Raw genomic sequence first — 26,117 nt, forward strand, 5'->3', positions numbered from 1 at the left:
AAATTTGGAGGAGATCCATATGATTAAAATTCTTGCTGCCTGCGGTGCAGGTGTAAACTCAAGTCACCAAATTAAAAGTGCTCTTGAAGAAGAACTAGCAAACCGTGGCTACGATGTACATTGTGATGCAGTTATGGTTAAAGATGTGAACGAAGACCTTATCAAAGGTTATGACATCTTCACACCAATTGCTGCTACAGACCTTGGCTTTGACCCTGGTATTCCAGTAATTGAAGCTGGACCAATCTTATTCCGTATTCCAGCAATGAGCGCTCCAGTATTTGATAATATTGAAGCAGCTATTAAAGAACACGGATTAGGCTAATTCTAATTTGTTAACATTCATATAACATAAAAAGGGAGGAACTGTTATGGATGCAATCTTTGGCCTAATCAAAAAATTTTTCACACCTATCTTAGATATGGGTGGACCTGTCATCATGTTAATCATTTTGACAGTATTGGCTTTACTTTTTGGAGTGAAATTCTCCAAAGCGCTTGAAGGTGGTATCAAACTTGCCATCGCTCTTACAGGTATCGGTGCCATCATCGGTATGCTAAATGGTGCTTTCTCAGCATCACTTGCAAAATTTGTTGAAAACACAGGTATCCAATTGAGTATCACTGACGTTGGTTGGGCACCACTTGCAACAATCACTTGGGGATCTGCTTGGACACTTTACTTCTTGCTCATCATGTTGATTGTCAACGTAGTGATGCTTGCTATGAAGAAAACAGATACACTTGACGTTGATATCTTCGATATCTGGCACTTGTCTATCACAGGTCTTTTGATTAAATGGTATGCTGACAACAATGGTGTGAGCCAAGGGGTTTCACTCTTTATTGCTACAGCAGCTATCGTCCTTGTTGGTGTGTTGAAAATTATCAACTCTGACTTGATGAAACCTACATTTGATGACCTTCTTAATGCACCAAGTTCATCACCAATGACATCAACTCACATGAACTACATGATGAACCCAGTTATCATGGTTTTGGATAAGATTTTTGAAAAATTCTTCCCAGGTCTTGATAAATATGACTTTGACGCTGCAAAATTGAACAAGAAAATCGGTTTCTGGGGTTCTAAATTCTTTATCGGTTTCATTCTTGGTATTGTTATCGGTATTATGGGAACTCCACATCCAATTGAAGGTGTTGCAGATGCAGATAAATGGCGTCTTGTTATCAAAGGATGGTTGTCTCTTGGTTTGACAGCTGGTGTATCTTTGGAACTCTTCTCACTTATCGGTTCATGGTTCATCGCTGCCGTAGAACCACTTTCACAAGGTATTACAAACGTTGCTACTAAACGTCTTCAAGGACGTAAATTTAACATCGGTCTTGACTGGCCATTCATCGCTGGTCGTGCTGAAATCTGGGCTTGTGCCAACGTACTTGCACCAATCATGTTGATTGAAGCTGTGCTTCTTTCAAAAGTCGGAAATGGTATCTTGCCACTTGCAGGTATCATCGCTATGGGTGTTACTCCAGCTCTCTTGGTTGTAACTCGTGGTAAATTGCTCCGTATGATTATCTTCGGAACACTCTTGTTGCCACTCTTCCTTCTTTCAGGTACACTTATTGCACCATTTGCAACAGAACTTGCTAAAGGTGTAGGTGCCTTCCCAGCAGGTGTGAGCCAAACTCAATTGATTACTCACTCAACTCTTGAAGGACCAATTGAAAAACTTCTTGGTTGGACAATTGGTAACACTACAACTGGTGATATCAAAGCAATCCTTGGTGCAGTAGTCTTCCTTGTATTCTATATCGGTATCTTTGCTTGGTACAGAAAACAAATGATCAAACGTAACGAAGAATACGCAGCAAACGCAAAATAATGCACTCCTATAAAATGTAAATTGTAAAAGCTAGGTTGTCAATTTCCTAATTGGGAGTGACAGTCTAGCTTTTTCTTAAGTATAAAATCTCGGAGGTAAATAACAGTGATTGAATTAAAATCAGATAAATTAACAGTTGAGTTTACAACACTCGGTGGTGCTCTTTCATCAATAAAAGACAATGAGGGTATTGAATACTTATGGCAAGGTGATGCTAAATACTGGAGTGGTCAAGCACCAGTTCTATTTCCTATTTGCGGTTCTTTACGTAATGACACAGCTATTTATGTAGATAGTGAAGGAAATGAATCTAAAGGAAATATTCCAAGACATGGATTAGTTCGCAAAAAAGAGTTTGATTTGGTAGAAAAAACTGATAATAGTGTAACCTTTGCTATCGAAGATGATGAATCTTCTTATGAAAACTATCCTTATCATTTCCGCTTAGAAATCACTTATAGCCTTACTGGTAAGACGGTACGGACTCAATACAAGATTTTCAATAAAGAAATTAGCAAGCTCATGCCTTACTTTATAGGAGGTCATCCAGGTTTTAATTGTCCTCTTAGTGACGATGAATCCTATGAAGATTACTATATAGAGTTTGAGAAAGAAGAGACTTGCTCTGTTCCACGTCCTTTCCCTGAAACTGGTATGCTGGATTTTCAAGATAGAAGTCCATGGCTAACAAACCAAAAAGAATTAAATTTAAGTTACGATCTTTTTAGTGTGGATGCTGTTACATTAGATGAATTAAAATCTAGAACGGTTACATTACGATCTCGTAAGCACACTAAAGGTCTAAAAGTAGATTTTAAAGAGTTTTCAAATCTCATTATTTGGTCTACATTAAATAAGGGACCTTTCATTGCCTTTGAACCATGGTCTGGCTTATCAACATCGCTAGAAGAAGGCGATCATTTGGAAGATAAAAAGAATGTGCGACTCTTAGAAGCAGGACAGGTAGACCAAATTGGTTTTGCGATCCAAATTCTTTAAAATTAAAATAGAAAACAAACATTAACTGTTGACTTTTTTAAAAAATAAGAGTATATTATGTTTGTAAGCAACAAATACTGTTTGAAGCAAACAAATAGTAGGTTGTTATATTTTCTTTGATTCTAAAGAAAATCCCTTTAAGTCCTCTTAAAGGAATCGTAAGGATGTTTATCATCTGAACATTAATTTATGTTAATAAACTGCTAGATAATCTTTATTGTTAAAATTCTACGATTAAGATTTACTAGCCTAGAAAAATAAAAAGGAGTATACAATATGGCTATTGTTATCGGTGCAGATGCTGCAGGTTTGAGATTGAAAGAAGTTGTGAAAGACTTCTTGGAAAAAGAAAACTTCCACGTTGTGGATGTTACAGCAGAGGGACAAGATTTTGTTGATGTGACTCTTGCTGTTGCTGAAGAAGTAAACAAAGAGGAACAAAACCTTGGTATCGTGATTGATGCTTATGGAGCTGGTCCATTTATGGTTGCAACTAAGATCAAAGGAATGGTTGCTGCAGAAGTTTCTGACGAACGCTCAGCTTATATGACTCGTGGTCACAACAACTCACGTATGATCACTATGGGTGCACAACTTGTTGGTGATGAATTGGCTAAAAATATTGCTAAAGGATTTGTTAACGGTAAATACGATGGTGGACGTCACCAAATTCGTGTTGATATGTTGAACAAAATGTGCTAATTAGATTACAGTAAGAAAGGTAAGTTAAAAATGAGAATTGCAATTGGATGTGACCACATCGTAACAGATGAAAAAATGGCGGTTTCAGAATTTTTGAAATCAAAAGGATATGAAGTCATTGACTTTGGTACATATGACCATACACGTACTCACTACCCAATCTTTGGTAAAAAAGTAGGGGAAGCAGTTGTTAGTGGACAAGCTGATCTTGGTGTTTGTATCTGTGGTACTGGTGTTGGTATCAACAATGCTGTAAATAAAGTTCCTGGTGTCCGTTCTGCTTTAGTACGTGATATGACTACAGCTCTTTATGCCAAAGAACAATTGAATGCTAACGTTATCGGTTTTGGTGGTAAGATTACTGGTGAATTGCTCATGTGTGATATCATTGAAGCATTCATTAATGCTGAATACAAACCATCTGAAGAAAACAAAAAATTGATTGCTAAGATTGAACATGTTGAAAGCCACAATGCTCAACAAACTGATGCAAACTTCTTTACAGAATTCCTTGAAAAATGGGATCGTGGAGAATACCACGACTAAGAGGTGACCTATGATTTTAACAGTCACAATGAACCCATCCATTGATATTTCTTATCCTTTGGATGAGTTAAAAATTGATACTGTCAACCGAGTTGTTGATGTTACAAAAACAGCTGGTGGTAAGGGGCTCAATGTTACTCGAGTACTTTCAGAATTTGGTGATCCAGTTGCTGCTACTGGTTTAGTTGGTGGTAAACTTGGTGAGTTTTTGGTTGAAAATATCGATGATCAAGTAAAGAAAGATTTCTTCTCAATTCAGGGAGAAACTCGCAACTGTATCGCTATTCTACATGGTGAAAACCAAACAGAAGTATTAGAAAAAGGCCCAGAAGTTTTGGAACAAGAAGGACAAGCTTTCTTGGCTCATTTTGGAAAACTTCTTGATAGTGTAGAAGTAGTAGCTATCTCAGGTAGTTTACCCGCAGGTCTTCCAGTGGATTACTATGCTCAACTTGTAAAAATTGCAAATGATGCTGGTAAGCCTGTTGTTTTGGATTGTTCAGGTGCAGCACTTCAGGCGGTTCTTGAATCATCACATAAACCAACAGTCATCAAACCAAATAATGAGGAATTATCTCAACTTCTAGGAAGAGAAGTTTCTGAGGATTTGGAGGAATTAAAAGAAGTTCTTCAAGAACCTTTATTTGCAGGTATTGAATGGATTATCGTTTCACTTGGTGCCAATGGTGCCTTTGCCAAACATGGTGACACTTTCTACAAGGTAGATATTCCTAGAATTCAGGTAGTAAATCCTGTTGGATCTGGAGATTCTACTGTGGCAGGAATTTCTTCAGGACTTCTTCATAAAGAATCGGATGCAGAACTTTTAATCAAGGCAAATGTCCTTGGAATGCTTAATGCTCAAGAAAAAATGACTGGTCATGTCAACATGGCCAACTATCAAGCTCTATATGATCAATTAATAGTAAAAGAGGTATAAAATGGCTTTAACAGAACAAAAACGTGCACGCTTAGAAAAACTTTCTGATGAAAATGGTATCATCTCAGCTCTTGCATTTGACCAACGTGGTGCTTTGAAACGCCTCATGGCTCAACACCAAACAGAAGAACCAACTGTGGCTCAAATGGAAGAACTTAAAGTTTTGGTAGCAGATGAATTGACTAAATACGCTTCATCTATGCTTCTTGACCCTGAGTATGGACTTCCAGCAACTAAAGCTCTTGATGAAAAAGCTGGTCTTCTCCTTGCTTATGAAAAAACAGGTTATGACACAACAAGCACAAAACGCTTGCCAGACTGCTTGGATGTTTGGTCTGCAAAACGTATTAAAGAAGAAGGTGCAGATGCAGTTAAATTCTTGCTTTACTACGATGTAGATAGCTCAGACGAACTCAACCAAGAAAAACAAGCTTACATCGAACGTATTGGTTCTGAGTGTGTGGCTGAAGATATTCCATTCTTCCTTGAAATTCTTGCTTACGATGAAAAAATTGCTGACGCAGGTTCTGTAGAATACGCTAAAGTAAAACCACACAAAGTTATCGGTGCTATGAAAGTCTTCTCAGACCCACGCTTTAACATTGATGTCTTGAAAGTAGAAGTTCCTGTTAACATTAAATATGTTGAAGGTTTCGCTGAAGGTGAAGTAGTTTATACACGTGAAGAAGCAGCAGCCTTCTTCAAAGCTCAAGATGAAGCAACTAACTTGCCATACATCTACTTGAGTGCTGGTGTATCAGCTAAACTCTTCCAAGATACTCTTGTATTTGCTCACGAATCAGGTGCAAACTTCAATGGCGTTCTTTGTGGCCGTGCAACATGGGCTGGATCAGTTGAAGCTTACATCAAAGATGGTGAAGCAGCAGCACGCGAATGGCTTCGCACAACTGGTTTTGAAAACATTGACGAACTCAACAAAGTTCTTCAAACAACAGCAACTTCATGGAAAGAACGCGTGTAAGAAAGTCCTCCTAGTTTAGGAACATGAATCTAAAAAGGTTATATGTAAAGGTTTACAAAACAACCGACTTGTGCTATACTTTAATCACAAGTTAATATGAATTAGAAAGTAACTATATGAAGTATAATAAAAATAAGGTATAGTTTATTTTACGAGCTAGGAAGGAAAAAATACAGAAACAATATTGCCAGAATAAACTATATTTAGATGCGCATTTCAATTCGTTGTTTTATAAAAGGAGAAGATAAATGCTTACTAAAAAAAGTTTTAAAGCGTTAGTTGTAGGACTAGGTATTGTTTCAATATTCTCAGTTTACACCATAGATTTACCTTAAAGGATATTTCTTTATGAATGATTCTTTTAAAAAAATAACTGTATTTTGTTTTATAGTTTCTTGTGTTCTTTGTTTATTAGATTTAATGAATTTTAAAAATATAGCTACTTTTTTATTTTTCTGTCTTCCTGTTTTTGTTTTGATTTACAAAAAAAAATAAAAACAGAGCCTCTGTTTGATAAATTTTAGAACATAGTTAAGTTTAAAAAAAAGTTGTATGTAAAGGTTTACAAAATAACTTACTTGTGCTATACTTAAATCACAAGTTAATACAAGGTGAGTGTTACTAAGTAATATTAGGCATGATCACAGGTGAATTAGAAATCGGATGATTTTCTAGTTCATTTGTGGTCATTTTTGGCTCTATACTATTTGTAGTGGGTAACCCCCTATGGATATTATGGAGCCTATTTTGGTGTAGAAAAAAGGGAGCCTTATCGAGTAGAGGACAAGGGAGGTTATCATATGTAGCCTCTCGGACTTATTTGTTTCGTTTGACTTCTTTAGAAACAGTAGTTGGATCTTTTAGAATAAGTTGCCCAATAGCTTTGAATGTTTCCCCGCGCTCTAAATCTAGTTGGATATCATTACGGTCTGAAAGGGTGAGGTGTTTGTGTTTTGTAATAGTGGACCTCATTTCTAACTCAAACGTCTCATACTTAATTCCACCATAAAAATCCGTTTTAAACTAACTACCACTTCAGCCAGCCAAGTGGAAGTTAATTTGAGAAGTTATCGAATTAAAAATTGTAAGTTTATATAATTAAACTGTTGAAAAATCTTATGTTATTTTATATAATGGTAATTACAACAAAAGAATACGCTTACAAATAAGGAAAGCGTTTACTAAAAGGAGGATTTTATGGATAAAGGCCATTGGAATCGGAAAAGGGTATATAGTATTCGTAAGTTTGCTGTTGGAGCTTGCTCAGTTATGATTGGAACCTGTGCAGTTCTGTTTGGAGGAAATATAGCTGGAGAATCTAGAGTATACGCAGAAGAAAATCCTGTAACTCAAATTGTAGAGAAAGAAAATAAGGAAAATCCGACAGTAGAAAATAAAGGTAATCAATCTTTGACTATAAATGCCGAGGTTGCAAGTCCTGAAAAAAACATTCCTAATCCAAATGAGACCTCTAATCAAGTGAAGAAAGATGCTGAAGTTATAGCACCTAAAGAAACAGCAGCTATTAAGCAAGTTGAAAAGGCTCCAAAGGTTGAAACTCAACCCACAAGTCAAGAAAAACCTGTAAAGGAAGATGCCAAAGCTGTGACAAATGAAGAAGTGAATCAAGTGATTGAAGACAGAAAAGTTAATTTTAATCAAAATTGGCACTTTAAACTCAATGCAAATTCTAAAGAAGCGATTAAACCTGATGCAGATGTTTCTTCATGGAATAAATTAGATTTGCCACACGACTGGAGTATTTTCAACGATTTTGACCATCAATCCCCTGCTCAAAACGAAGGTGGACAGCTTAATGGTGGTGAAGCATGGTATCGTAAGACATTTAAACTTGATGAAAAAGACTTAAATAAAAATATTCGTCTAATCTTTGATGGTGTCTACATGGATTCACAAGTATATGTAAATGGTCAGTTAGTAGGTCATTATCCAAATGGTTATAACCAATTTTCTTATGACATTACTAAATATTTAAATAAGGATGGTCGTGATAATGTAGTTGCTGTTCATGCAGTTAACAAACAGCCAAGTAGCCGTTGGTACTCAGGAAGTGGTATTTACCGTGATGTGACTTTACAAGTGACTGATAAGGTCCATGTTGAGAAAAATGGTACAACTATTTTAACACCAAAACTAGAGGATCAAAAAAATGGTAAGGTTGAAACTCATGTAACAAGTAAAATTGTTAATACTGATGATAAAGACCACGAACTTGTTGCTGAATATCAAATTGTTGAACGTGGTGGGCAGCCTGTAACAGGCTTAGTTCGTACATCTAGTCGTACTTTGAAAGCTCATGAAACAACACAACTTGATGCTATTTTAGAAGTTGAAAAACCAAAACTCTGGACAGTCCTAAGTGATAAACCTGCTTTGTACGAATTGGTTACTCGTGTATATCGTGACGGTCAGTTGGTGGATGCTAAGAAAGACCTGTTTGGTTATCGTTACTATAACTGGACACCAAATGAAGGTTTCTCTTTGAATGGTGAACGTATTAAATTCCATGGAGTTTCCTTGCACCACGATCACGGAGCACTTGGAGCGGAAGAAAACTACAAAGCTGAGTACCGTCGTCTTAAACAGATGAAAGAAATGGGTGTCAATTCCATTCGTACAACGCATAACCCTGCCAGTGAGCAAACCTTGCAAATAGCTGCTGAACTTGGTTTGCTTGTTCAAGAAGAAGCCTTTGATACTTGGTATGGAGGCAAGAAACCATATGATTACGGACGTTTCTTTGAAAAAGATGCCACTCATCCAGAAGCTAAAAAAGATGAGAAATGGTCTGATTTTGACTTACGTACCATGGTAGAAAGAGGCAAAAACAATCCAGCTATCTTCATGTGGTCAATCGGTAATGAAATCGGTGAAGCCAATGGTGATGCTCACTCACTAGCTACAGTAAAACGTTTGGTCAAGGTTATTAAAGATGTTGATAAGACACGCTATGTCACTATGGGAGCAGATAAGTTCCGTTTCGGTAATGGTAGTGGTGGACATGAGAAAATTGCCGAAGAATTAGATGCTGTTGGATTTAACTACTCTGAAGATAACTATAAAGCTCTTCGAGCTAAGCATCCAAAATGGTTGATTTATGGTTCTGAAACCTCTTCAGCAACTCGTACTCGTGGTAGCTATTATCGTCCTGAACGTGAATTGAAACATAGTAATGGACCTGAACGTAATTACGAACAGTCTGACTACGGTAATGACAGAGTTGGTTGGGGGAAAACGGCTACAGATTCATGGACTTTTGACCGTGACAATGCTGGTTATGCTGGTCAATTTATCTGGACTGGAACAGACTACATTGGTGAGCCAACACCTTGGCACAATCAAAACCACACGCCGGTTAAGAGTTCATACTTTGGTATTGTAGATACTGCAGGTATTCCAAAACATGACTTCTATCTCTACCAAAGTCAATGGGTTTCAGTTAAAAAGAAACCGATGGTTCACCTACTTCCTCACTGGAACTGGGAAAATGAAGAGTTAGCATCAAAAGTAGCTGATTCAGAAGGCAAGATTCCAGTTCGTGCTTATTCGAATGCTTCTAGTGTAGAATTGTTCTTAAATGGCAAGTCCCTAGGAGAGAAGAAATTTAACAAAAAGCAAACTAGCGATGGAAGAACATACCAAGAGGGAGCTAATGCCAAAGAACTTTATCTTGAGTGGAAGGTTGCTTATCAACCAGGAACTTTAGAAGCAGTAGCTCGCGATGATGCTGGTAAAGAGATTGCAAGAGATAAGATTACTACTGCGGGGCAACCAGCTGGTGTACGTCTCATCAAGGAAGAAAATGCAATCGCAGCAGATGGAAAAGACTTGACTTATATCTACTACGAAATCGTTGACAGCCAAGGAAATGTAGTGCCAACTGCTAATAATCTGGTTCGCTTCCAATTGCATGGACAAGGTCAATTGGTCGGTGTTGATAATGGGGAACAAGCTAGCCGTGAACGTTACAAAGCGCAGCCAGATGGTTCTTGGATTCGTAGAGCCTTTAACGGTAAGGGTGTTGCAATTGTCAAGTCAACTGAGCAAGCAGGTAAATTCACTCTTACTGCTCATTCTGATCTCTTGAAGTCTGCGCAAGTAACTGTCTTTACTGGTAAACAAGAAGATAAAGAAAAAACAGTTCTAGGCACAGAAACTCCAAAAGTACGCACAGTTATTTCTCAAATTCCAAAAATGCCGAAAACAGTCGCTTTTGTATATAGCGATGGTAGTCGTGAAAAACATTCGGTAACATGGTCACCAGTTGATGTGAGTCAACCAGGAGTTGTGACTGTTAAAGGAATAGCAGAGGGTCGTGAGGTAGAGGCTCGTGTAGAAGTTCTTGCAATTGCAAAAGAACTTCCAACCGTTAAACGTGTTGCTCCAGGAACAGATTTGAATGATGTTGATAAATATGTTTCTATCGCAGTAACAGATGGTAGCGTTCAAGAATACGAAGTAGATAAGTGGGAAATAGCAGAGGCAGACAAGGCCAAACTTTCAGTTGCAGGATCTCGAATTCAAATGACTGGACAACTAGCAGGTGATACAATTCGTGCTACTCTTGTTGTTGGAGAAGGGAAAGTTCCTGAACCTGTAGTACCAAATATAAGCATTGCTGGGGAAGCTGTTTCAGGTCTTTCAAGCCAAAGGCCAATGCACTATAAAACTCTTCCTTACGGTGCTCAGTTACCTGAAGTAACTGCAAGTGCTGAAAATGCTGATGTTACAGTTCTTCAAGCAAGTGTAGCTAATGGTATGCGTGCAAGCATCTTTGTTCAATCAAAAGATGGAGGTTCTCTCCAAACTTATGCTGTTCAATTCCTTGAGGAAGCACCAAAAATTGATCATTTGAGTCTACAAGTTGAGCAAGCCTCATCTCTTAAAGAAGACCAAACAGCCAAACTTTCAGTACTTGCACATTATCAAGACGATACCCAAGCAGTTTTAGCAGCTGATAAAGTTACCTTCTCTACAAGTGGTGAAGGGGAAGTAGCGGTTCGTAAAGGTTTGCTCGAAATGCATAAACCAGGTGCTGTTACTCTTAAGGCAGAGTATGAGGGAGCTAAAGGTCAAGTTGACCTCACCATTCAACCTAATACTGAAAAGAAAGTCGTTCAAGCCATTCGTCCAGTAAATGTAGTGACTGACTTGCATCAAGAACCAAGTCTTCCAGCAACAGTTACTGTTGAATACGATAAAGGTTTCCCTAAAACTCATAAAGTCACTTGGCAATCTATTCCAAAAGAAAAATTAGATCGTTATCAAACCTTTGATGTTTTAGGAAAAGTTGAAGGAATTGATTTAGAAGCACATGCTAAAGTATCTGTAGAAGGTATCATATCTGTTGAAGAGGTTAGCGTAACAACTCCAATTTCTGAAGCTCCAAAATTACCGGAAAGTGTTCGTACTTACGATTCTAACGGTCAGGTTTCATCCGCTAAGGTAGCTTGGGATGTTATTAGTCCTGATCAATACGCTAAAGAAGGCAACTTCACAGTTAATGGCCGACTAGAAGGTTCTCAATTGACAACGAAACTCCATGTTCGTGTATCTGCTCAAACAGAGCAAGGTGCTAACATTTCTGATCAATGGACCGGTTCAGAATTACCACTTGCCTTTGCATCAGACTCAAATCCGAGTGATCCAGTTTCAAATGTCAACGATAAATTAATTTCATTTAATGATCGACCAGCAAACCGTTGGACAAACTGGAATCGTAAACCAGAAGCTTCAGTTGGTGTTCTGTTTGGAGATTCAGGTATCTTGAGTAAACGTTCAGTTGATAACTTGAGTGTCGGATTCCACGAAGACCACGGAGTTGGTGTACCTAAGACCTATGTGATTGAGTATTATGTCGGTAAGACAGTTCCAACTGCACCTAAAAATCCAAGTTTTGTAAGCAATGAAAATCATGTCTTTAATGATGATGCCAACTGGAAACCAGTAACAAATCTGAAAGCACCAGATCAACTTAAGGCTGGAGAAATGAATCACTTTAGCTTTGATAAGGTGGATACCTATGCTATTCGTATGCGCATGGTTAGACTTGACAATAAGAAAGGAACTTCTATCACAGAAGTACAGATTTTTGCTAAACAAGTTGCTGCAGCTAAACAAGGACAAACTAATATTCAAGTTGACGGCAAAGACTTATCAAACTTTAACCCTGATTTAAAAAACTACTATCTTGAGTCAGTAGAGGGTAAAGTTCCTTTAGTAACAGCTAGCGTAACGAATAATGGTCTAGCAACTGTCGTTCCAAGCGTTCGTGAAGGTGAGCCTGTACGTGTTATTGCAAAAGCAGAAAATGGTGATATTTTAGGAGAATACCGTCTACACTTTACTAACGATAAAGAGCTGCTTTCTAGTAAACCTGTTGCAGCAGTTAAACAATCTCGTTTGTTACAATTAGGGCAACAACTAGATCTACCAAGCAAGGTTTCTGTATACTTCACAGGTAAAGATGCTTATGAAGCAAAAGATTTGGCAGTTGAATGGGAAGAAGTTCCAGCAGAAAACTTGAACAAGACAGGTCAATTTACTGTTAGAGGACACGTTCTAGGTAGTGACCTTAAAGCTGAAATCTCTGTTCGCGTAACAGATAAATTAGGTGAGGTTCTTTCAGATAATCCTGAATACAATGAAAATGGTAATCAAGCCTTTGCCTCTGCAACGAATGATATAGATAAAAATTCTCATGACCGTGTAGATTATATCAATGACGGGAATCATTCAGAAAATCGTCGATGGACAAACTGGTCTGCATCACCATCTGCTAATCCAGAGGTCTCTGCAGGTGTTATTTTCCGTGAAAATGGTAAGATTGTAGAACGCACTGTTGCTCAAGCAAAACTTCAATTCTTTGCAGATAGCGGTACTGATGCGCCTTCTAAACTTGTTCTAGAACGTTATGTTGGTCCAGAATTTAATGTTCCTACATACTATTCAAATTATCAAGCCTATGAAGGAAACCACCCATTTAATACTCCGGAAAACTGGCAAGTTGTTCCTTATAAAGCAGAAAAGGAAATTGTAGCTGGAGATGAAATCAATGTAACATTCAAAGCTGTGAAAACCAAAGTCTTGAGATGGCGTATGGAGCGTAAAGCAGATAAGAAAGGTGTTGCGATTCTTGAGATGAGCTTCCTTGCTCCTAGTGAATTACCACAAGAAAGTACAAAATCTAAGATTCTTGTAGATGGAAATGAGCTCCCTAATTTTGCAGAAGATCGCCAAGATTATCAAGTAACTTATAAAGGGAAACGTCCAAAGGTCTCAGTTGAAGAAACTGATCACGTTGCTTCAACCGTTGTAGATAGTGGACATGATAATCTACCAGTGCTTGTTCGTTTGGTTTCAGAGAGTGGTAAACAAGTTAAGGAATACCGTATCCAATTTACAAAAGAAAAACCTTTATCTGAGAAGACTGTAGCTGCAGTTCAAGAAGAGACTTCAAGACTTGATGTTGTTGAAAAAGAGGTAGCCTTTAATACAATTGAGAAAAAAGATTCAACTCTCTATATTGGTGAAACTCGTGTAGAACAAGAAGGTCAAGTTGGTAAGGAACGAATCTTTACAATTGTAAATCCTGACGGCACTAAGATAGAAACAGGTCGTGAGGTCGTACAAAATCCATTAAACCATATCGTTTCGATAGGTACAAAAGTAAGAACAGCTTTTCCAGAAGATAAAGTGAAGAATCTTGTTCTAGACAGACCAGAACTTCCTCTTGAAGAAGAAACTGTTGATTTTAAAGTTGAAGAAGGGAAGAATTCTTCAACTCACTCTAACTCTAAAGAAGATAAACTTCATTTACCAAATACAGGAAGTGAAAATAATCAAGCAACACTAGCTGCAGGTTTAGCACTTCTTGGCTTAGGAGTAGGTTTAGCTTCAGTAAAAAATAAAAAAGAAGATTAATCTGTCTTTAAACTTAGATTTTTGATTAAAAGAATCGGATAATAAAAGATTTTGCTACATTGTAGTGGTGTGATGAAAGCAAATAAAAGAGTATGAGACAAAATGGTTCTCAGCCACAACAAGCTAGAGATTTCCAGGCACTGCACCCATAAAATGAAACACAAGAAAACACTCCTGTTGAATTCTGGCAAACTAGAAACAGGAGTGTTTTGTTATGATTAAAAAAGCATATTCAGTAGAAATGAAGAAGGCCGGTAAATCAAATAAGGTTATCATGGAAACTCACGGTATCAAAAAGCTAGTTAGGTCAAGATCTGGTGGGGATGGTATCAGAATGATGAATTGTACCGTTTCCACCAACCTGTGGAGAAACAATATACTTATGGTAAAAGGTTGAAACAGTTATCTGAAGTCTCATAGTTATGTTCGAAAGTAGAAATACTAAAAAAGTATCAGAGCTTGGTAGAGAATCGCCAAAGTAAGCTTTATCAAGCTAGTGGAAGAGTATAAGAAAACGCGCCCTGTATCTATTATTTTAGAGTGTTTCGGAGTCAAACACTCAACCTCTTATCGCTGGAAACAGGAGTGTAAGAATTCTCAGAAATGAGACGAAATAGCAGATAAAATCGAAAAACTCTGTATGGAAATTCACTTTATTTACGGCTATCGAACCATCACTTGCTTGCTCAAGAAAGTTTATAACCTCGTCGTTAATCGCAAGAAGGTAAGGAAAAGGACTTCCTTTGCTGTGTCCGTCCTAAGAAGGGAGCTAAATTAGGGAAATCTTACCATGTAACAGATAATAAGCTGGATCGTGATTTTCAGACAGACAAGCCTATTGAGAAGCTTGTCACAGACATCACCTACCTCTACTTTGGAAACTGTAGACTTTATCTATCTTCGATCACGAATCTCTATAATCACAAAATTGTAGCTTATACCATCTCCGATTGCTAAGATACTGACTTTGTGCTCGACATACTTAATACCTCAAGAGCTACTTTACACATCGATCAGGATTCTGTCTACACCTCAAAAGCATATTATAGTTAATTGAAACAAGAGCAAGACAAAAAAGCCTCGAAAAAAGTATTACAACTCGGTAATACCTTTTTGAGGTGCTTTTTGATATGAGCCCATGTTTTCTCAATAAGATTGTACTCAGGTGAGTAGGGAGGAAGAAGTAAAAGTTTATACCCAAATTCTTCACACAATAGTTCTAGCTTACCCATTCTATGGAATCTTGCATTATCCATAATAATAACTGATGGTGTATTTAATATTGTCAAGAGAAACTTCTGAAACCAAGCTTCAAAAAAGTCACTTATCATCGTCTCTTCGTAAGTCATTGGAGCGATTAACTCACCATTTGTTAGCCCTGCAACCAAAGAAATCCTCTGATATCTTCTTCCAGATACTTTACCTCTTATTAACTGACCTTTTAATGAGCGACCATATTCTCGATAAAAATAAGTATCGAATCCTGTTTCATCAATATAAACAGGTGCTAGATGCTTTAAACTATTAAAATTTTTAAGAAATAAGGCTACTTTTTCTGGGTCTTGTTTATAGTAAGTGTGGTTCTTTTTTTCGAGTGTAGCCCATAGCTTTGAGAGCATAGTGAATAGTAGTTGGATGACAGCCAAATTCAGAAGCTATTTCAGTCAAATAAGCGTCTGGATTGTCAGTAAGATAGTTTTTAAATCTATCTCTATCAACCTTTCTTGGTTTTGTTCCTTTGACTTGATGATTTAGCTCTCCTGTTTTCTCTTTTAGCTTTAACCAGCTATAATGGTATTACGTAAAATTTGGGAAATGTGTGATGCTTCTGTTATACTACCTGTTCGCTCACAATAAGCGAGAACTTTTTTACGAAAATCTATTGAATATGCCATAAGAAGATTATACCACATTATGTACTATTTTTGGTTCAGTTTACTATATCAGGCTTATATAGAAGGCATCACCCGCTCCATCTCCCTAAAAGAAACGTCAGCAGATAATGCCCGTATCGAATGATTCCATTCTGTTCTCAAGTCTGAAACCTTCTATCTCCATAAGTGGAGAAAATTAACCAAAGATAGTATGACGGATATTGTCAAAATTTACATCATATTTGATAATGAAAGTAGAATTCAACAGAAATTAAATGACCAGTCTCCTGTAGAGTACAGAAAACTGGCCGCATAAGAGGGATTTTCTCTTGTCCCATTATTGGGGTGCAGTGCGTGTGGTAGGATTTTTTATGGTTTAGAAAGAATAATTTTTGTTTGTTTAGACAGTTGAGAAAAGGCTTCTTTATTTAATTTTGAGTCGGAAACAATAGTATCAATATCCGAGAGATTGTAGAAAGTATAGAAGTCAAATTTATTAAATTTACTATTATCTGCTAACAAGATTTTTTTATTGGCATTATTTAAAGCAATACGCTGGACTTCGCCCTCTTCTTCACTAAAGGTTGCAATAGCATGATCTTTGATACCGTTACAACTTACGAAGGCCTTGGAAAATTGTAGGTTGCTCAAATCTTGTAATGTCATCGTACCAACAAAGGCACCTGTGATAGAACGATAGTTACCACCAATGAGAATCAAATCTGTTAGTTTTCGTTCGTTTAGAATGAGAAATACCGGCAAACTGTTTGTAACTACCCGAATATTATCGATAGGAAGTTCTCGAGCAAAGCATTCTAAGGTTGTTCCTGGACCTATAAAAATAGTTTCGCCTGAATCAATTAAATGACCAGTGAATCTGCTAATTTCTTGCTTTTCTGCAATCTGTAAGCTCTGTTTTTCTATATTAGAACGTTCATTATTTAAAAGAGAACCTGTACGAATTTTTTCTGCTCCACCGTGTACACGAACGAGTAAATCTTTGTCAGCAAGTTCTTGTAGGTAGCGTCGAGCTGTCATATCTGAAACATCCAATCGAAACATGATTTCTTTTACAGTAATAGTACCTTTTGTATTAACTGTTTCTAGAATACTGTCTAATTTTTCTTGCTTTAACATCTCTATCACCTCGATTTCTACTATTATTATCTTACCACAAAACAATCAATCATTCAAATATAAAAAAACAAAAAAAAACAAAAAACAAAAATATCATGGTTTGTTTAAACAAATCATGATATTTTTTATCACTATTAGATAGTTGAAATTAGCTTAAGCCATAGTTGTAGTCATCATCTTGCATGGCTTCAACTTCACCTAGCAGGTAACCATTTCCGACTTGAGAGAAGAAGTCGTGGTTAGAAGTTCCTGTAGAGATTCCGTTCATAACAATTGGATTGACATCATCTGCTGAATCTGGGAAAAGAGGATCCTGCCCTAGATTCATAAGAGCTTTATTAGCGTTGTAGCGTAGGAAGGTTTTAACTTCTTCAGTCCATCCAACACCGTCATAGAGACTTTCAGTATAGCCTTCTTCGTTCTCATAAAGTGTATAGAGAAGATCGTACATCCATTCCTTGAGTTTTTCTTGTTCATCTTCTGGTAATTCATTAAAACCAAGCTGGAACTTGTAGCCGATGTAGGTACCGTGAACAGATTCATCACGGATAATTAGTTTGATAATTTCTGCAACGTTAGCAAGTTTGTTGTTACCCAGGTAATAGAGGGGAGTAAAGAAACCAGAGTAGAAGAGGAAGGTTTCAAGGAAGACACTGGCAACTTTTTTCTCAAGTGGGCTACCATTGAGATAAATTTCATTGACAATTTCGGCCTTCCTTTGTAGGTAAGGGTTTGTATTTGTCCATTCGAAAATTTCGTCAATCTCAGATTTTGTATTCAAAGTTGAGAAGATAGAAGAGTAAGATTTTGCGTGGACTGATTCCATGAATTGGATGTTATTAAAGACAGCTTCTTCGTGTGGAGTACGGATATCTGAGCGAAGAGCCTGAACACCTGTTTCAGATTGCATGGTATCTAAGAGAGTTAATCCACCAAAAACCTTACCAACTAAGTCTTTTTCTTTATTTGATAATTTTCTCCAGTCATCCAAGTCATTTGATAGGGGGATACGTGTATCGAGCCAGAACTGCTCAGTTAATTTTTCCCAAGTTGATTTGTCGATGACATCTTCGATGGCATTCCAGTTAATGGCTTTGTAGTAAGTTTCCATTTGAAATCTCTTTCTGTATATAATAATGCTATTGCACAATCGTTTTTGCTTTATGATAATTCCTTTAGTGTATCGCACAAAAAGTCGGAGAACCGACTTTTACATGTGCTTAGCTAGTTTATAAAATGCTTGACCAAGTTCTCTTTTGAAGTGAGCTTACTAAAATTACAGAGAAATAGTAATTCCTTTGGTTAAAAACTAAATAACGCAGCTTTCACATTGGTTGGCTCCAACTTCTCCACCATCATCTGTAAAGGTACGGACGTAGTAGATAGACTTGATACCCTTATTGAAAGCATAGTTACGAAGGATAGATAAGTCACGAGTCGTTTGTTTGTTTTCTTTCTTCCATTCGTAAAGTCCTTTTGGAATGTCGCTACGCATGAAGAGTGTGAGGGATAGTCCTTGGTCTACGTGTTCAGTTGCAGCGGCATAAACGTCTATGACTTTGCGCATATCCATGTCGTAGGCAGAAGTGTAGTAAGGAATAGTCTCTGTAGATAATCCTGCAGCAGGATAGTAGATTTTACCGATTTTCTTTTCTTGGCGTTCTTCAATCCGTTGTGTAATTGGGTGGATTGACGCAGAAACATCATTGATGTAGCTGATAGAGCCATTTGGAGCAACAGCTAGACGGTTTTGGTGGTAAAGACCATCCGCTTGAACCTTGTCACGAAGCTCAGCCCAATCAGCTGCACTAGGGATAAAGACATCTTTGAAGAGTTCTTTGACACGGTCTAATGTTGGGACAAATTCGCCAGTCACATACTTCTCGAAGTAAGTACCGTTGGCATAATCTGATTTATCAAAATTATGGAAGGTGATGCCACGCTCACGTGCTATATTATTTGACTCTACCAAAGTCCAGTAGTTCATAAGCATAAAGTAGATGCTTGTAAATTCAACCGATTCGGCTGAACCGTATTCGATCAATTGTTGCGCTAGGTAGCTATGAAGTCCCATGGCACCAAGACCAAAGGTATGTGCTTGACTGTTTCCATTATCGATAGTAGGAACAGCTACGATGTGAGAACTGTCTGTGACGAAGGTTAGAGCACGCACCATTGCTCGAATAGAGCGACCAAAATCAGGTGAAGTCATCATGTTGACGACGTTGGTTGAACCAAGGTTACATGAGATATCAGTACCCATTTGGAGATATTCTTGAGCATCGTTAATCAAGCTTGGCTCCTGAACTTGGAGAATCTCTGAACATAAGTTACTCATGATGATTTTTCCATCAATAGGATTTGCACGGTTAGCTGTATCAATATTGACTACATAAGGATAACCTGATTCTTGTTGCAATTTAGAAATTTCAGTCTCTAAATCACGAGCCTTGATTTTTGTCTTACGGATATTTGGATTTGCGACTAATTCATCATATTTTTCCGTGATGTCGATGTAGTTGAAAGGTACACCATACTCTTTTTCGACAGAATAAGGGCTGAAGAGGTACATTTCTTCATTTTTACGTGCCAATTCGTAGAATTTATCGGGTACCACAACACCAAGTGAAAGGGTCTTAACACGAACTTTTTCATCAGCGTTTTCTTTCTTAGTTGAAAGGAAGGCGATGATATCGGGGTGAAAGACGTTGAGGTAGACAACACCAGCGCCTTGACGTTGACCCAATTGGTTAGAGTAAGAGAAGCTATCTTCGAAAAGCTTCATAACAGGAACGACACCAGAAGCGGCTCCTTCATAACCTTTGATAGGTGCACCAGCTTCACGAAGGTTGCTAAGGGTGATTCCTACACCACCACCGATACGTGACAGTTGAAGGGCAGAGTTGATGGAACGACCGATAGAGTTCATATCATCTGTTACCTGAATCAAGAAGCAAGATACCAACTCTCCACGACGGGCACGTCCAGCATTCAAGAAGGAAGGAGTAGCAGGTTGGTAACGTTGATGGATAATCTCATTTGCAATATCAGTAGCAATGGCTTCATTTCCATCTGCGAAATAAAGAGCATTAAATAAGACACGATCTTCCATGCTTTCAAGATAATACTCACCGTCATTTGTCTTCAAGGCATATTGATTGTAAAACTTGTAGGCTGCCATGAACGACTTGAAACGAAAGTTTTGAGCCTTGATAAATTGAGATAACTCTTCTAAAAATTCTGGACGGTATTTCTTGATAAATGCTGTTTCGATGTAGTTGTGTTTGATGAGGTAATTGATTTTTTCAGAAATCGAATCAAAAACCATAGTATTCGGAAGAACATTTTCCTTAAAGAAGGCCTCTAAAGCATCTTGGTCTTTATGAAGCATGATTTGTCCATTAACAGGACGGTTGATTTCGTTGTTGAGACGGAAATAGGTTACGTCTGCAAGATGTTTTAATCCCATAAAATTTCCCTTATCTAATTAAAAAGAAAGGCTTCTAACTTAGAACTAGAAGCAGTTTTCTTCTGGATGATGTATTAAGATTAAGCTAATTGCTTTAATTTTCCTGGTTGGAAACCTGAAAAGACTTCAGTTGGTGTTTCTATTACTGGAGCTGCATTGAAACCGAGCTCTTTTACATGTTCAATATATTCAGGTTGCTCATCAAGATTAATCTCTTGATAGGTGATGTTATTACTGTCCAAGAAACGTTTGGTCATTTTGCATTGGACACAGTTGTTTTTAGAATAAACAGTTACCATAATTGTAGCTCTCTTTCAAAATAGATTCCTTTCTTAGTATATCAGAAAAAAATTATTTGTCAATCGATAAGACTAAATATTGTGGTGAAATTTTGTCTTACGAAATATAAAACACAATATATAGTATTTATGCAATTAGATGGTAATGTTTAAGACAAAGTAGGGTTATTGGCCGGTTTTATATTGTGTTTTTATGAGATATTTGAAAGATTTTCAGTAAGTTATCAGAAATGTATTAGAATAAAGTCTATAAAATACTTGAAAAATAATCTAGAAGGTGATATAATACAGAATTGTAAGGGTTATCACATATAACTCAAAAAAGAAAGAACAAAAGGAGAGTCAAACTATGGCTTCTAAAGATTTCCACGTAGTGGCAGAAACAGGTATTCACGCGCGTCCAGCAACATTGTTGGTACAAACTGCTAGCAAATTTGCTTCAGATATCACTCTTGAGTACAAAGGTAAATCAGTTAACCTTAAATCAATCATGGGTGTTATGAGTCTTGGTGTTGGCCAAGGTGCTGACGTAACAATCTCTGCTGAAGGTGCAGACGCAGATGATGCTATTGCTGCAATCTCAGAAACTATGGAAAAAGAAGGGTTGGCATAAGAGAAATGACAGAAATGCTTAAAGGAATTGCAGCATCTGATGGTGTTGCCGTTGCAAAAGCATATCTACTCGTTCAACCGGATTTGTCATTTGAGACTCTTACAGTCGAAGATACAAACGCAGAAGAGGCTCGTTTGGATGTAGCTCTTGAAGCTTCTCAAAACGAGCTTTCTCTTATCCGTGAGAAAGCTGTAGGTACGCTAGGTGAAGAAGCGGCACAAGTTTTTGACGCTCATTTGATGGTTCTTGCTGACCCAGAATTGATTGGTCAGATTAAAGAAACAATCCGTGCTAAGAAAGTCAATGCTGAAGCAGGTCTTAAAGAAGTGACTGACATGTTCATCACTATCTTTGAAGGAATGGAAGACAACCCATATATGCAAGAACGTGCAGCGGATATCCGCGACGTGACAAAACGTGTATTGGCAAACCTTCTTGGTAAGAAATTACCAAACCCAGCTTCAATCAATGAAGAAGTTATCGTGATTGCTCATGACTTAACTCCTTCTGATACAGCTCAATTGGACAAAAACTTTGTAAAAGCTTTTGTAACAAACATCGGTGGACGTACAAGTCACTCAGCTATCATGGCACGTACACTTGAAATTGCAGCTGTATTGGGAACGAATAACATCACTGAAGTAGTGAAAGACGGTGATATCCTTGCTGTTAACGGAATTACTGGTGAAGTGATTATCAACCCAACAGATGAGCAAGCGGCAGAATTTAAAGCAGCTGGTGAAGCTTATGCTAAACAAAAAGCTGAATGGGCACTTTTAAAAGATGCTCAAACAGTGACTGCTGACGGTAAACACTTCGAGTTGGCTGCTAACATCGGTACTCCAAAAGACGTTGAAGGTGTTAACAACAACGGTGCAGAAGCTGTTGGACTTTACCGTACAGAGTTCTTGTACATGGATTCTCAAGACTTCCCAACTGAAGATGAGCAGTATGAAGCATACAAGGCTGTTCTTGAGGGAATGAATGGTAAACCAGTGGTTGTTCGTACAATGGATATTGGTGGAGATAAGGAACTTCCTTACTTTGATATGCCACACGAAATGAACCCATTCCTTGGTTTCCGTGCCCTTCGTATCTCTATCGCTGAAACTGGCGATGCTATGTTCCGCACACAAATTCGTGCTCTTCTTCGTGCATCTGTTCATGGTCAATTACGTATCATGTTCCCAATGGTTGCCCTTTTGAAGGAATTCCGTGCAGCTAAAGCAGTCTTTGACGAAGAAAAAGCAAACCTTCTTGCAGAAGGAGTTGCAGTTGCGGATGATATCCAAGTTGGTATCATGATTGAAATCCCTGCAGCAGCGATGCTTGCAGACCAATTTGCTAAAGAAGTAGACTTCTTCTCAATTGGTACAAACGACTTGATCCAATACACAATGGCAGCAGACCGTATGAACGAACAAGTTTCATACCTTTACCAACCATATAACCCATCAATCCTTCGCTTGATCAACAATGTTATCAAGGCAGCTCACGCTGAAGGCAAATGGGCTGGTATGTGTGGTGAGATGGCTGGTGACCAAAAAGCTGTTCCACTTCTTGTCGGAATGGGCTTGGATGAGTTCTCTATGTCAGCAACATCTGTACTTCGTACACGTAGCTTGATGAAGAAATTGGATACTGCTAAGATGGAAGAGTACGCTAACCGTGCCCTTACAGAGTGTTCAACAATGGAAGAAGTTCTTGAACTTCAAAAAGAATACGTTAATTTTGATTAATTTTATGTACTGCACCCAAAAGTTAGATTTTTTCTGTCTAACTTTTGGGGTGCAGTTCATTATTGTTTTTTATGAAGAGCTTTTTAAAACTTTTTTCAAAAAAACAAAAAACTTTATTCATAAGGAGTAAAAAAAGATGAAAAAACTGCAAAAAGCAGGAATTGTAATGTTGAGCGCAGGAGTACTTGGTGGGGTAGCTCCAGCAGTAGTTCCGTCAGTACTTAATTTGAATGGTAGTGTGGTTTATGCTGAAGAAAACATAGTAGATCTTCATTACCGCTTCGAAGGAAAGGATGACTTAATTAACGTTAAGGTAAATATTGCAGAAAATCCTAATGCTACCGTTGGAGACTACTATCCATTATCTAAGGATGGTGCTGATTTAAAATATATTACCAAAGGCAAAGGAATGATGTGGGTATATAAAGTAGATCCTGATCATAACTATAGAGTTGACCATAGAGGTGATTTACTTTCTAAATATGCACATCTGCATCTGTTAGGTGTATATACCCAACCAAACAACGCTGGCACAGAAGTGAAACCAAACAATGATGGTAATGTAAACGCTAGTGCTAACAATAATGAAAAAACTCACAAAGTAACGATCTACTACAATCTTTATGACGATCCAATGAGTCCATTCAGTAGCAGCAGTAGTAGTAAAGTATTTTACGTTACTCCTAACCAACCATTGTCAGATCATATCCCAGAAACATTGCCTGGTGGATATGTATTCGCTGGTGCAATAGTAAATAGGGGCGGCAGTGAAGGTACATCTCTAGACAGTCGTAACGCTCTTTTTGGTGACTGGACTAATTTCTATGTCACATACCCTAAAAGCAAAAGATCTGGTGCTAACAACAACGCTGGCACAGAAGTGAAACCAAACAATGATGGTAACGCAAACGCTGGTGCTAACAACAACGCTGGCACAGAAGTGAAACCAAACAATGATGGTAATGCAAACGCTGGTGCTAACAACAATGCTGGCACTAACGCTGGTACTAAGGCTCTAATTAACAACGTTCCTGAATTAGGTAATGTTGATAAATTAAAAATTGAAGCCGAGATTGAACAACTTAAGGAACAAATCAAAGATGGTGAAGAAAATGGTGCTGAATCTTACTATATTGAAGGATTAAAAGCTAGATTAGCTGACCTTGAAGAAGCTCTTAAAATTTTAGCTGCTAACAAACCTGCTGTTAACGAAGTTCCTGAATATAAATTACCAGTTGCATCAGCTGCGCCAGCTCAAGGATCAGCTACAGCAGGAACTCGCCAAGATAACACTTACCAAGCACCAGCTACTAAAGAAGAATCTAAAAAAGAACTTCCAAAAACTGGTACTAAGGAAAATGCTGCATTGGCATCAGTAGGATTCCTTGGATTAGTCCTTGGTTCCCTTCCATTTGCAAAACGTAAAAACTAATCTACTAGATAGTAGAAGGGAGAAGGATTGATTTCCTTCTCTTTTTTGTGAACCTTGTGACTTTGTTGCAAGGTTCTTTTCTTTGTGTCATTTTAGAGATTCTATTTCTTAATGTAATTGGTAGACACGAATAGTTAAAAAATAGTAACTGGTAAATAACTTGACATCCCCTTAAAATAGGGGTAAAATATTTACCAGTTAATCAATTTATAAAGGAGTTATGATGAAAAAAAAATCTATTTTAATTATACTGTTAAGTCTACTAACTCTCATTTTTGGAGCTTGTAGTCAAAAAGAAACACAAGAGGTAAAAGGGTTGAAAATTGTGACCAGTTTTTATCCTATTTACGCAATGGTAAAAGAAGTATCAGGTGATTTGAATGATGTTCGTATGATTCAATCAAGTAGTGGTATTCATTCGTTCGAACCCTCGGCAAATGATATTGCAGCAATATATGATGCAGATGTTTTTATTTATCATTCTCATACATTGGAATCTTGGGCTGGAAGTCTTGACCCCAATTTGAAAAAATCAAAAGTTAAAGTTTTAGAAGCTTCTGAAGGGATGACACTAGACCGTGTACCAGGATTAGAGGGTGTTGAAGCAGGAGATGGAGTTGATGAGAAAACTCTTTATGATCCTCATACATGGTTAGATCCTGTAAAAGTTGCAGAGGAAGCGCAGATTATAGCAGATAAATTATCAGATATCGATGTTGAGCATAAAGATACTTATCAAAAAAATGCTGAAGAATTTATCAAAAAAGCTACTGAATTAAATGTGAAGTATAAAGATAAATTTGAAAAAGTCAGTCAAAAAACTTTTGTTACTCAACATACTGCATTTTCTTATCTTGCTAAGAGATTTGGGTTAAATCAACTTGGAATCGCAGGTATATCACCAGAACAAGAACCAAGTCCAAGGCAATTAACAGAAATACAAGAATTTGTTAAGACATATAAGGTCAAGACGATATTCACAGAGAGTAATGCTTCTTCAAAAGTTGCTGAAACACTAGTAAAATCAGCAGGTGTGAGTCTAAAAACTTTAAATCCCCTAGAAGCTGATCCGGGAAATGATAAGACTTATTTAGAAAATCTTGAAGAAAATATGCTTGTCTTAGTAGAGGAATTAAAATAAGAAAACACTTATACATAAAGTGAAATCGATAAACGTTTAGATAAGTCTTCTGTTTAAAATTTTTCTAAATAATAGTTTTATAGTTTAGAAAGTATTATTTAGAAGAGAAATGAATTTAAGAGTCAGTAGTGATACTGGCTCTTTTTTAAGACATAAAATCTCTTGACATCCAAATTTAAAAGAGGTAGAATATTAACTAATTAATTAACCAGTTAATTAAATGAAAAATCAATTTTGAATATAGAAATGAGGAAATCATGAAATTTAAAAAGAAATATATAGCAGCTGGCTCTGCTGTTATCCTCTCCTTAAGTCTGTGTGTTTATGCTCTGAATCAACATAGTCAACAGGCCAATACAGATAAAAATCGTGTGTCCTATGTAAATGGGAATAAAGACACTAAGAAGACTGAAAATTTGACTCCAGACCAGGTTAGTCAAAAAGAAGGAATTC

General features: G+C 37.4%; 19 protein-coding genes and 3 pseudogenes. 16 read left to right on the forward strand and 6 right to left on the reverse strand.

From position 1 onward, the window contains the following. The first annotated feature begins 19 nt into the window (after positions 1-19). The 7 genes from QZ114_RS01190 to lacD all read left to right on the forward strand — a co-directional run bounded on the left by QZ114_RS01190 (position 20) and on the right by lacD (position 6,016). Positions 20-325 carry a PTS sugar transporter subunit IIB gene (locus QZ114_RS01190; RefSeq protein WP_295498755.1) on the forward strand — a complete coding sequence of 102 codons (306 nt, stop codon included), beginning with the start codon at positions 20-22 and terminating at the stop codon, positions 323-325. Positions 326-371: 46 nt separating this feature from the next. Beyond that, on the forward strand, positions 372-1,847 hold the full coding sequence (locus QZ114_RS01195; protein WP_295498757.1) for a PTS galactitol transporter subunit IIC: 1,476 nt from the start codon (positions 372-374) through the stop codon (positions 1,845-1,847). Positions 1,848-1,952: 105 nt separating this feature from the next. Then, positions 1,953-2,846, forward strand: coding sequence for an aldose 1-epimerase family protein (locus QZ114_RS01200; protein ID WP_295498759.1), 894 nt, complete (start codon positions 1,953-1,955; stop codon positions 2,844-2,846). 276 nt (positions 2,847-3,122) lie between these two features. Beyond that, complete coding sequence (lacA, locus tag QZ114_RS01205; protein ID WP_295498761.1) at positions 3,123-3,548, forward strand: galactose-6-phosphate isomerase subunit LacA; 426 nt, start codon at positions 3,123-3,125, stop codon at positions 3,546-3,548. Between the two features lie 30 nt (positions 3,549-3,578). Next, complete coding sequence (gene lacB / locus QZ114_RS01210; RefSeq protein WP_295498764.1) at positions 3,579-4,094, forward strand: galactose-6-phosphate isomerase subunit LacB; 516 nt, start codon at positions 3,579-3,581, stop codon at positions 4,092-4,094. Positions 4,095-4,104: 10 nt separating this feature from the next. Next, entirely contained in the window at positions 4,105-5,034 is a 930-nt protein-coding gene (locus QZ114_RS01215) for a tagatose-6-phosphate kinase (protein WP_295498767.1), read from the forward strand. Between the two features lies 1 nt (position 5,035). After that, complete coding sequence (lacD, locus tag QZ114_RS01220) at positions 5,036-6,016, forward strand: tagatose-bisphosphate aldolase (protein WP_001229114.1); 981 nt, start codon at positions 5,036-5,038, stop codon at positions 6,014-6,016. Positions 6,017-6,835: 819 nt separating this feature from the next. On the opposite strand, the pseudogene QZ114_RS01225 reads toward lacD, so the two are convergent. After that, positions 6,836-6,976 (reverse strand): annotated as a pseudogene (locus QZ114_RS01225) (helix-turn-helix domain-containing protein); the annotation flags it as partial. 237 nt (positions 6,977-7,213) lie between these two features. On the opposite strand from QZ114_RS01225, the gene bgaA reads away from it, so the two are divergent. The 3 genes from bgaA (at position 7,214) to QZ114_RS09815 (ending at position 14,738) form a co-directional block, all read left to right on the forward strand. Next, positions 7,214-13,960 (forward strand): LPXTG-anchored adhesin/beta-galactosidase BgaA, encoded by a 6,747-nt coding sequence (bgaA, locus tag QZ114_RS01230; protein ID WP_295498770.1) that lies wholly within the window; start codon positions 7,214-7,216, stop codon positions 13,958-13,960. A 214-nt stretch (positions 13,961-14,174) separates the two neighbouring features. Then, complete coding sequence (locus QZ114_RS01235) at positions 14,175-14,357, forward strand: hypothetical protein (protein WP_295498773.1); 183 nt, start codon at positions 14,175-14,177, stop codon at positions 14,355-14,357. 216 nt (positions 14,358-14,573) lie between these two features. Then, positions 14,574-14,738 carry an IS3 family transposase gene (locus QZ114_RS09815; protein WP_366926334.1) on the forward strand — a complete coding sequence of 55 codons (165 nt, stop codon included), beginning with the start codon at positions 14,574-14,576 and terminating at the stop codon, positions 14,736-14,738. Between the two features lie 271 nt (positions 14,739-15,009). Here QZ114_RS09815 and QZ114_RS01240 read toward each other — a convergent pair. Further along, positions 15,010-15,855, reverse strand: a pseudogene (locus QZ114_RS01240) (IS630 family transposase). A 136-nt stretch (positions 15,856-15,991) separates the two neighbouring features. Between QZ114_RS01240 and QZ114_RS09820 the strand changes: the two are divergent. After that, positions 15,992-16,150: pseudogene (locus QZ114_RS09820) on the forward strand (IS3 family transposase); the annotation flags it as partial. 53 nt (positions 16,151-16,203) lie between these two features. Here QZ114_RS09820 and QZ114_RS01245 read toward each other — a convergent pair. The 4 genes from QZ114_RS01245 to nrdH all read right to left on the reverse strand — a co-directional run bounded on the left by QZ114_RS01245 (position 16,204) and on the right by nrdH (position 20,739). Beyond that, complete coding sequence (locus QZ114_RS01245) at positions 16,204-16,971, reverse strand: DeoR/GlpR family DNA-binding transcription regulator (protein ID WP_295498775.1); 768 nt, start codon at positions 16,969-16,971, stop codon at positions 16,204-16,206. 148 nt (positions 16,972-17,119) lie between these two features. Next, on the reverse strand, positions 17,120-18,082 hold the full coding sequence (nrdF, locus tag QZ114_RS01250; protein ID WP_295498778.1) for a class 1b ribonucleoside-diphosphate reductase subunit beta: 963 nt from the start codon (positions 18,080-18,082) through the stop codon (positions 17,120-17,122). 198 nt (positions 18,083-18,280) lie between these two features. Then, positions 18,281-20,440 carry a class 1b ribonucleoside-diphosphate reductase subunit alpha gene (nrdE, locus tag QZ114_RS01255; protein ID WP_295498780.1) on the reverse strand — a complete coding sequence of 720 codons (2,160 nt, stop codon included), beginning with the start codon at positions 20,438-20,440 and terminating at the stop codon, positions 18,281-18,283. 80 nt (positions 20,441-20,520) lie between these two features. Then, positions 20,521-20,739 carry a glutaredoxin-like protein NrdH gene (gene nrdH, locus QZ114_RS01260; protein ID WP_295498783.1) on the reverse strand — a complete coding sequence of 73 codons (219 nt, stop codon included), beginning with the start codon at positions 20,737-20,739 and terminating at the stop codon, positions 20,521-20,523. A 349-nt stretch (positions 20,740-21,088) separates the two neighbouring features. Between nrdH and QZ114_RS01265 the strand changes: the two genes are divergently transcribed. The 5 genes from QZ114_RS01265 to QZ114_RS01285 all read left to right on the forward strand — a co-directional run. After that, positions 21,089-21,352 carry a phosphocarrier protein HPr gene (locus QZ114_RS01265; RefSeq protein ID WP_000146947.1) on the forward strand — a complete coding sequence of 88 codons (264 nt, stop codon included), beginning with the start codon at positions 21,089-21,091 and terminating at the stop codon, positions 21,350-21,352. 5 nt (positions 21,353-21,357) lie between these two features. Then, positions 21,358-23,091, forward strand: coding sequence for a phosphoenolpyruvate--protein phosphotransferase (gene ptsP, locus QZ114_RS01270; protein WP_295498786.1), 1,734 nt, complete (start codon positions 21,358-21,360; stop codon positions 23,089-23,091). 136 nt (positions 23,092-23,227) lie between these two features. After that, complete coding sequence (locus QZ114_RS01275; protein ID WP_295498790.1) at positions 23,228-24,523, forward strand: LPXTG cell wall anchor domain-containing protein; 1,296 nt, start codon at positions 23,228-23,230, stop codon at positions 24,521-24,523. Positions 24,524-24,746: 223 nt separating this feature from the next. Next, entirely contained in the window at positions 24,747-25,664 is a 918-nt protein-coding gene (locus tag QZ114_RS01280; RefSeq protein ID WP_295498792.1) for a metal ABC transporter solute-binding protein, Zn/Mn family, read from the forward strand. Between the two features lie 257 nt (positions 25,665-25,921). Then, the coding region (locus QZ114_RS01285) for a pneumococcal-type histidine triad protein (protein ID WP_295498794.1) at positions 25,922-26,117 on the forward strand (196 nt) is incomplete at its 3' end.

The organism is uncultured Streptococcus sp. (assembly GCF_901875575.1).
GTDB lineage: Bacteria > Bacillota > Bacilli > Lactobacillales > Streptococcaceae > Streptococcus.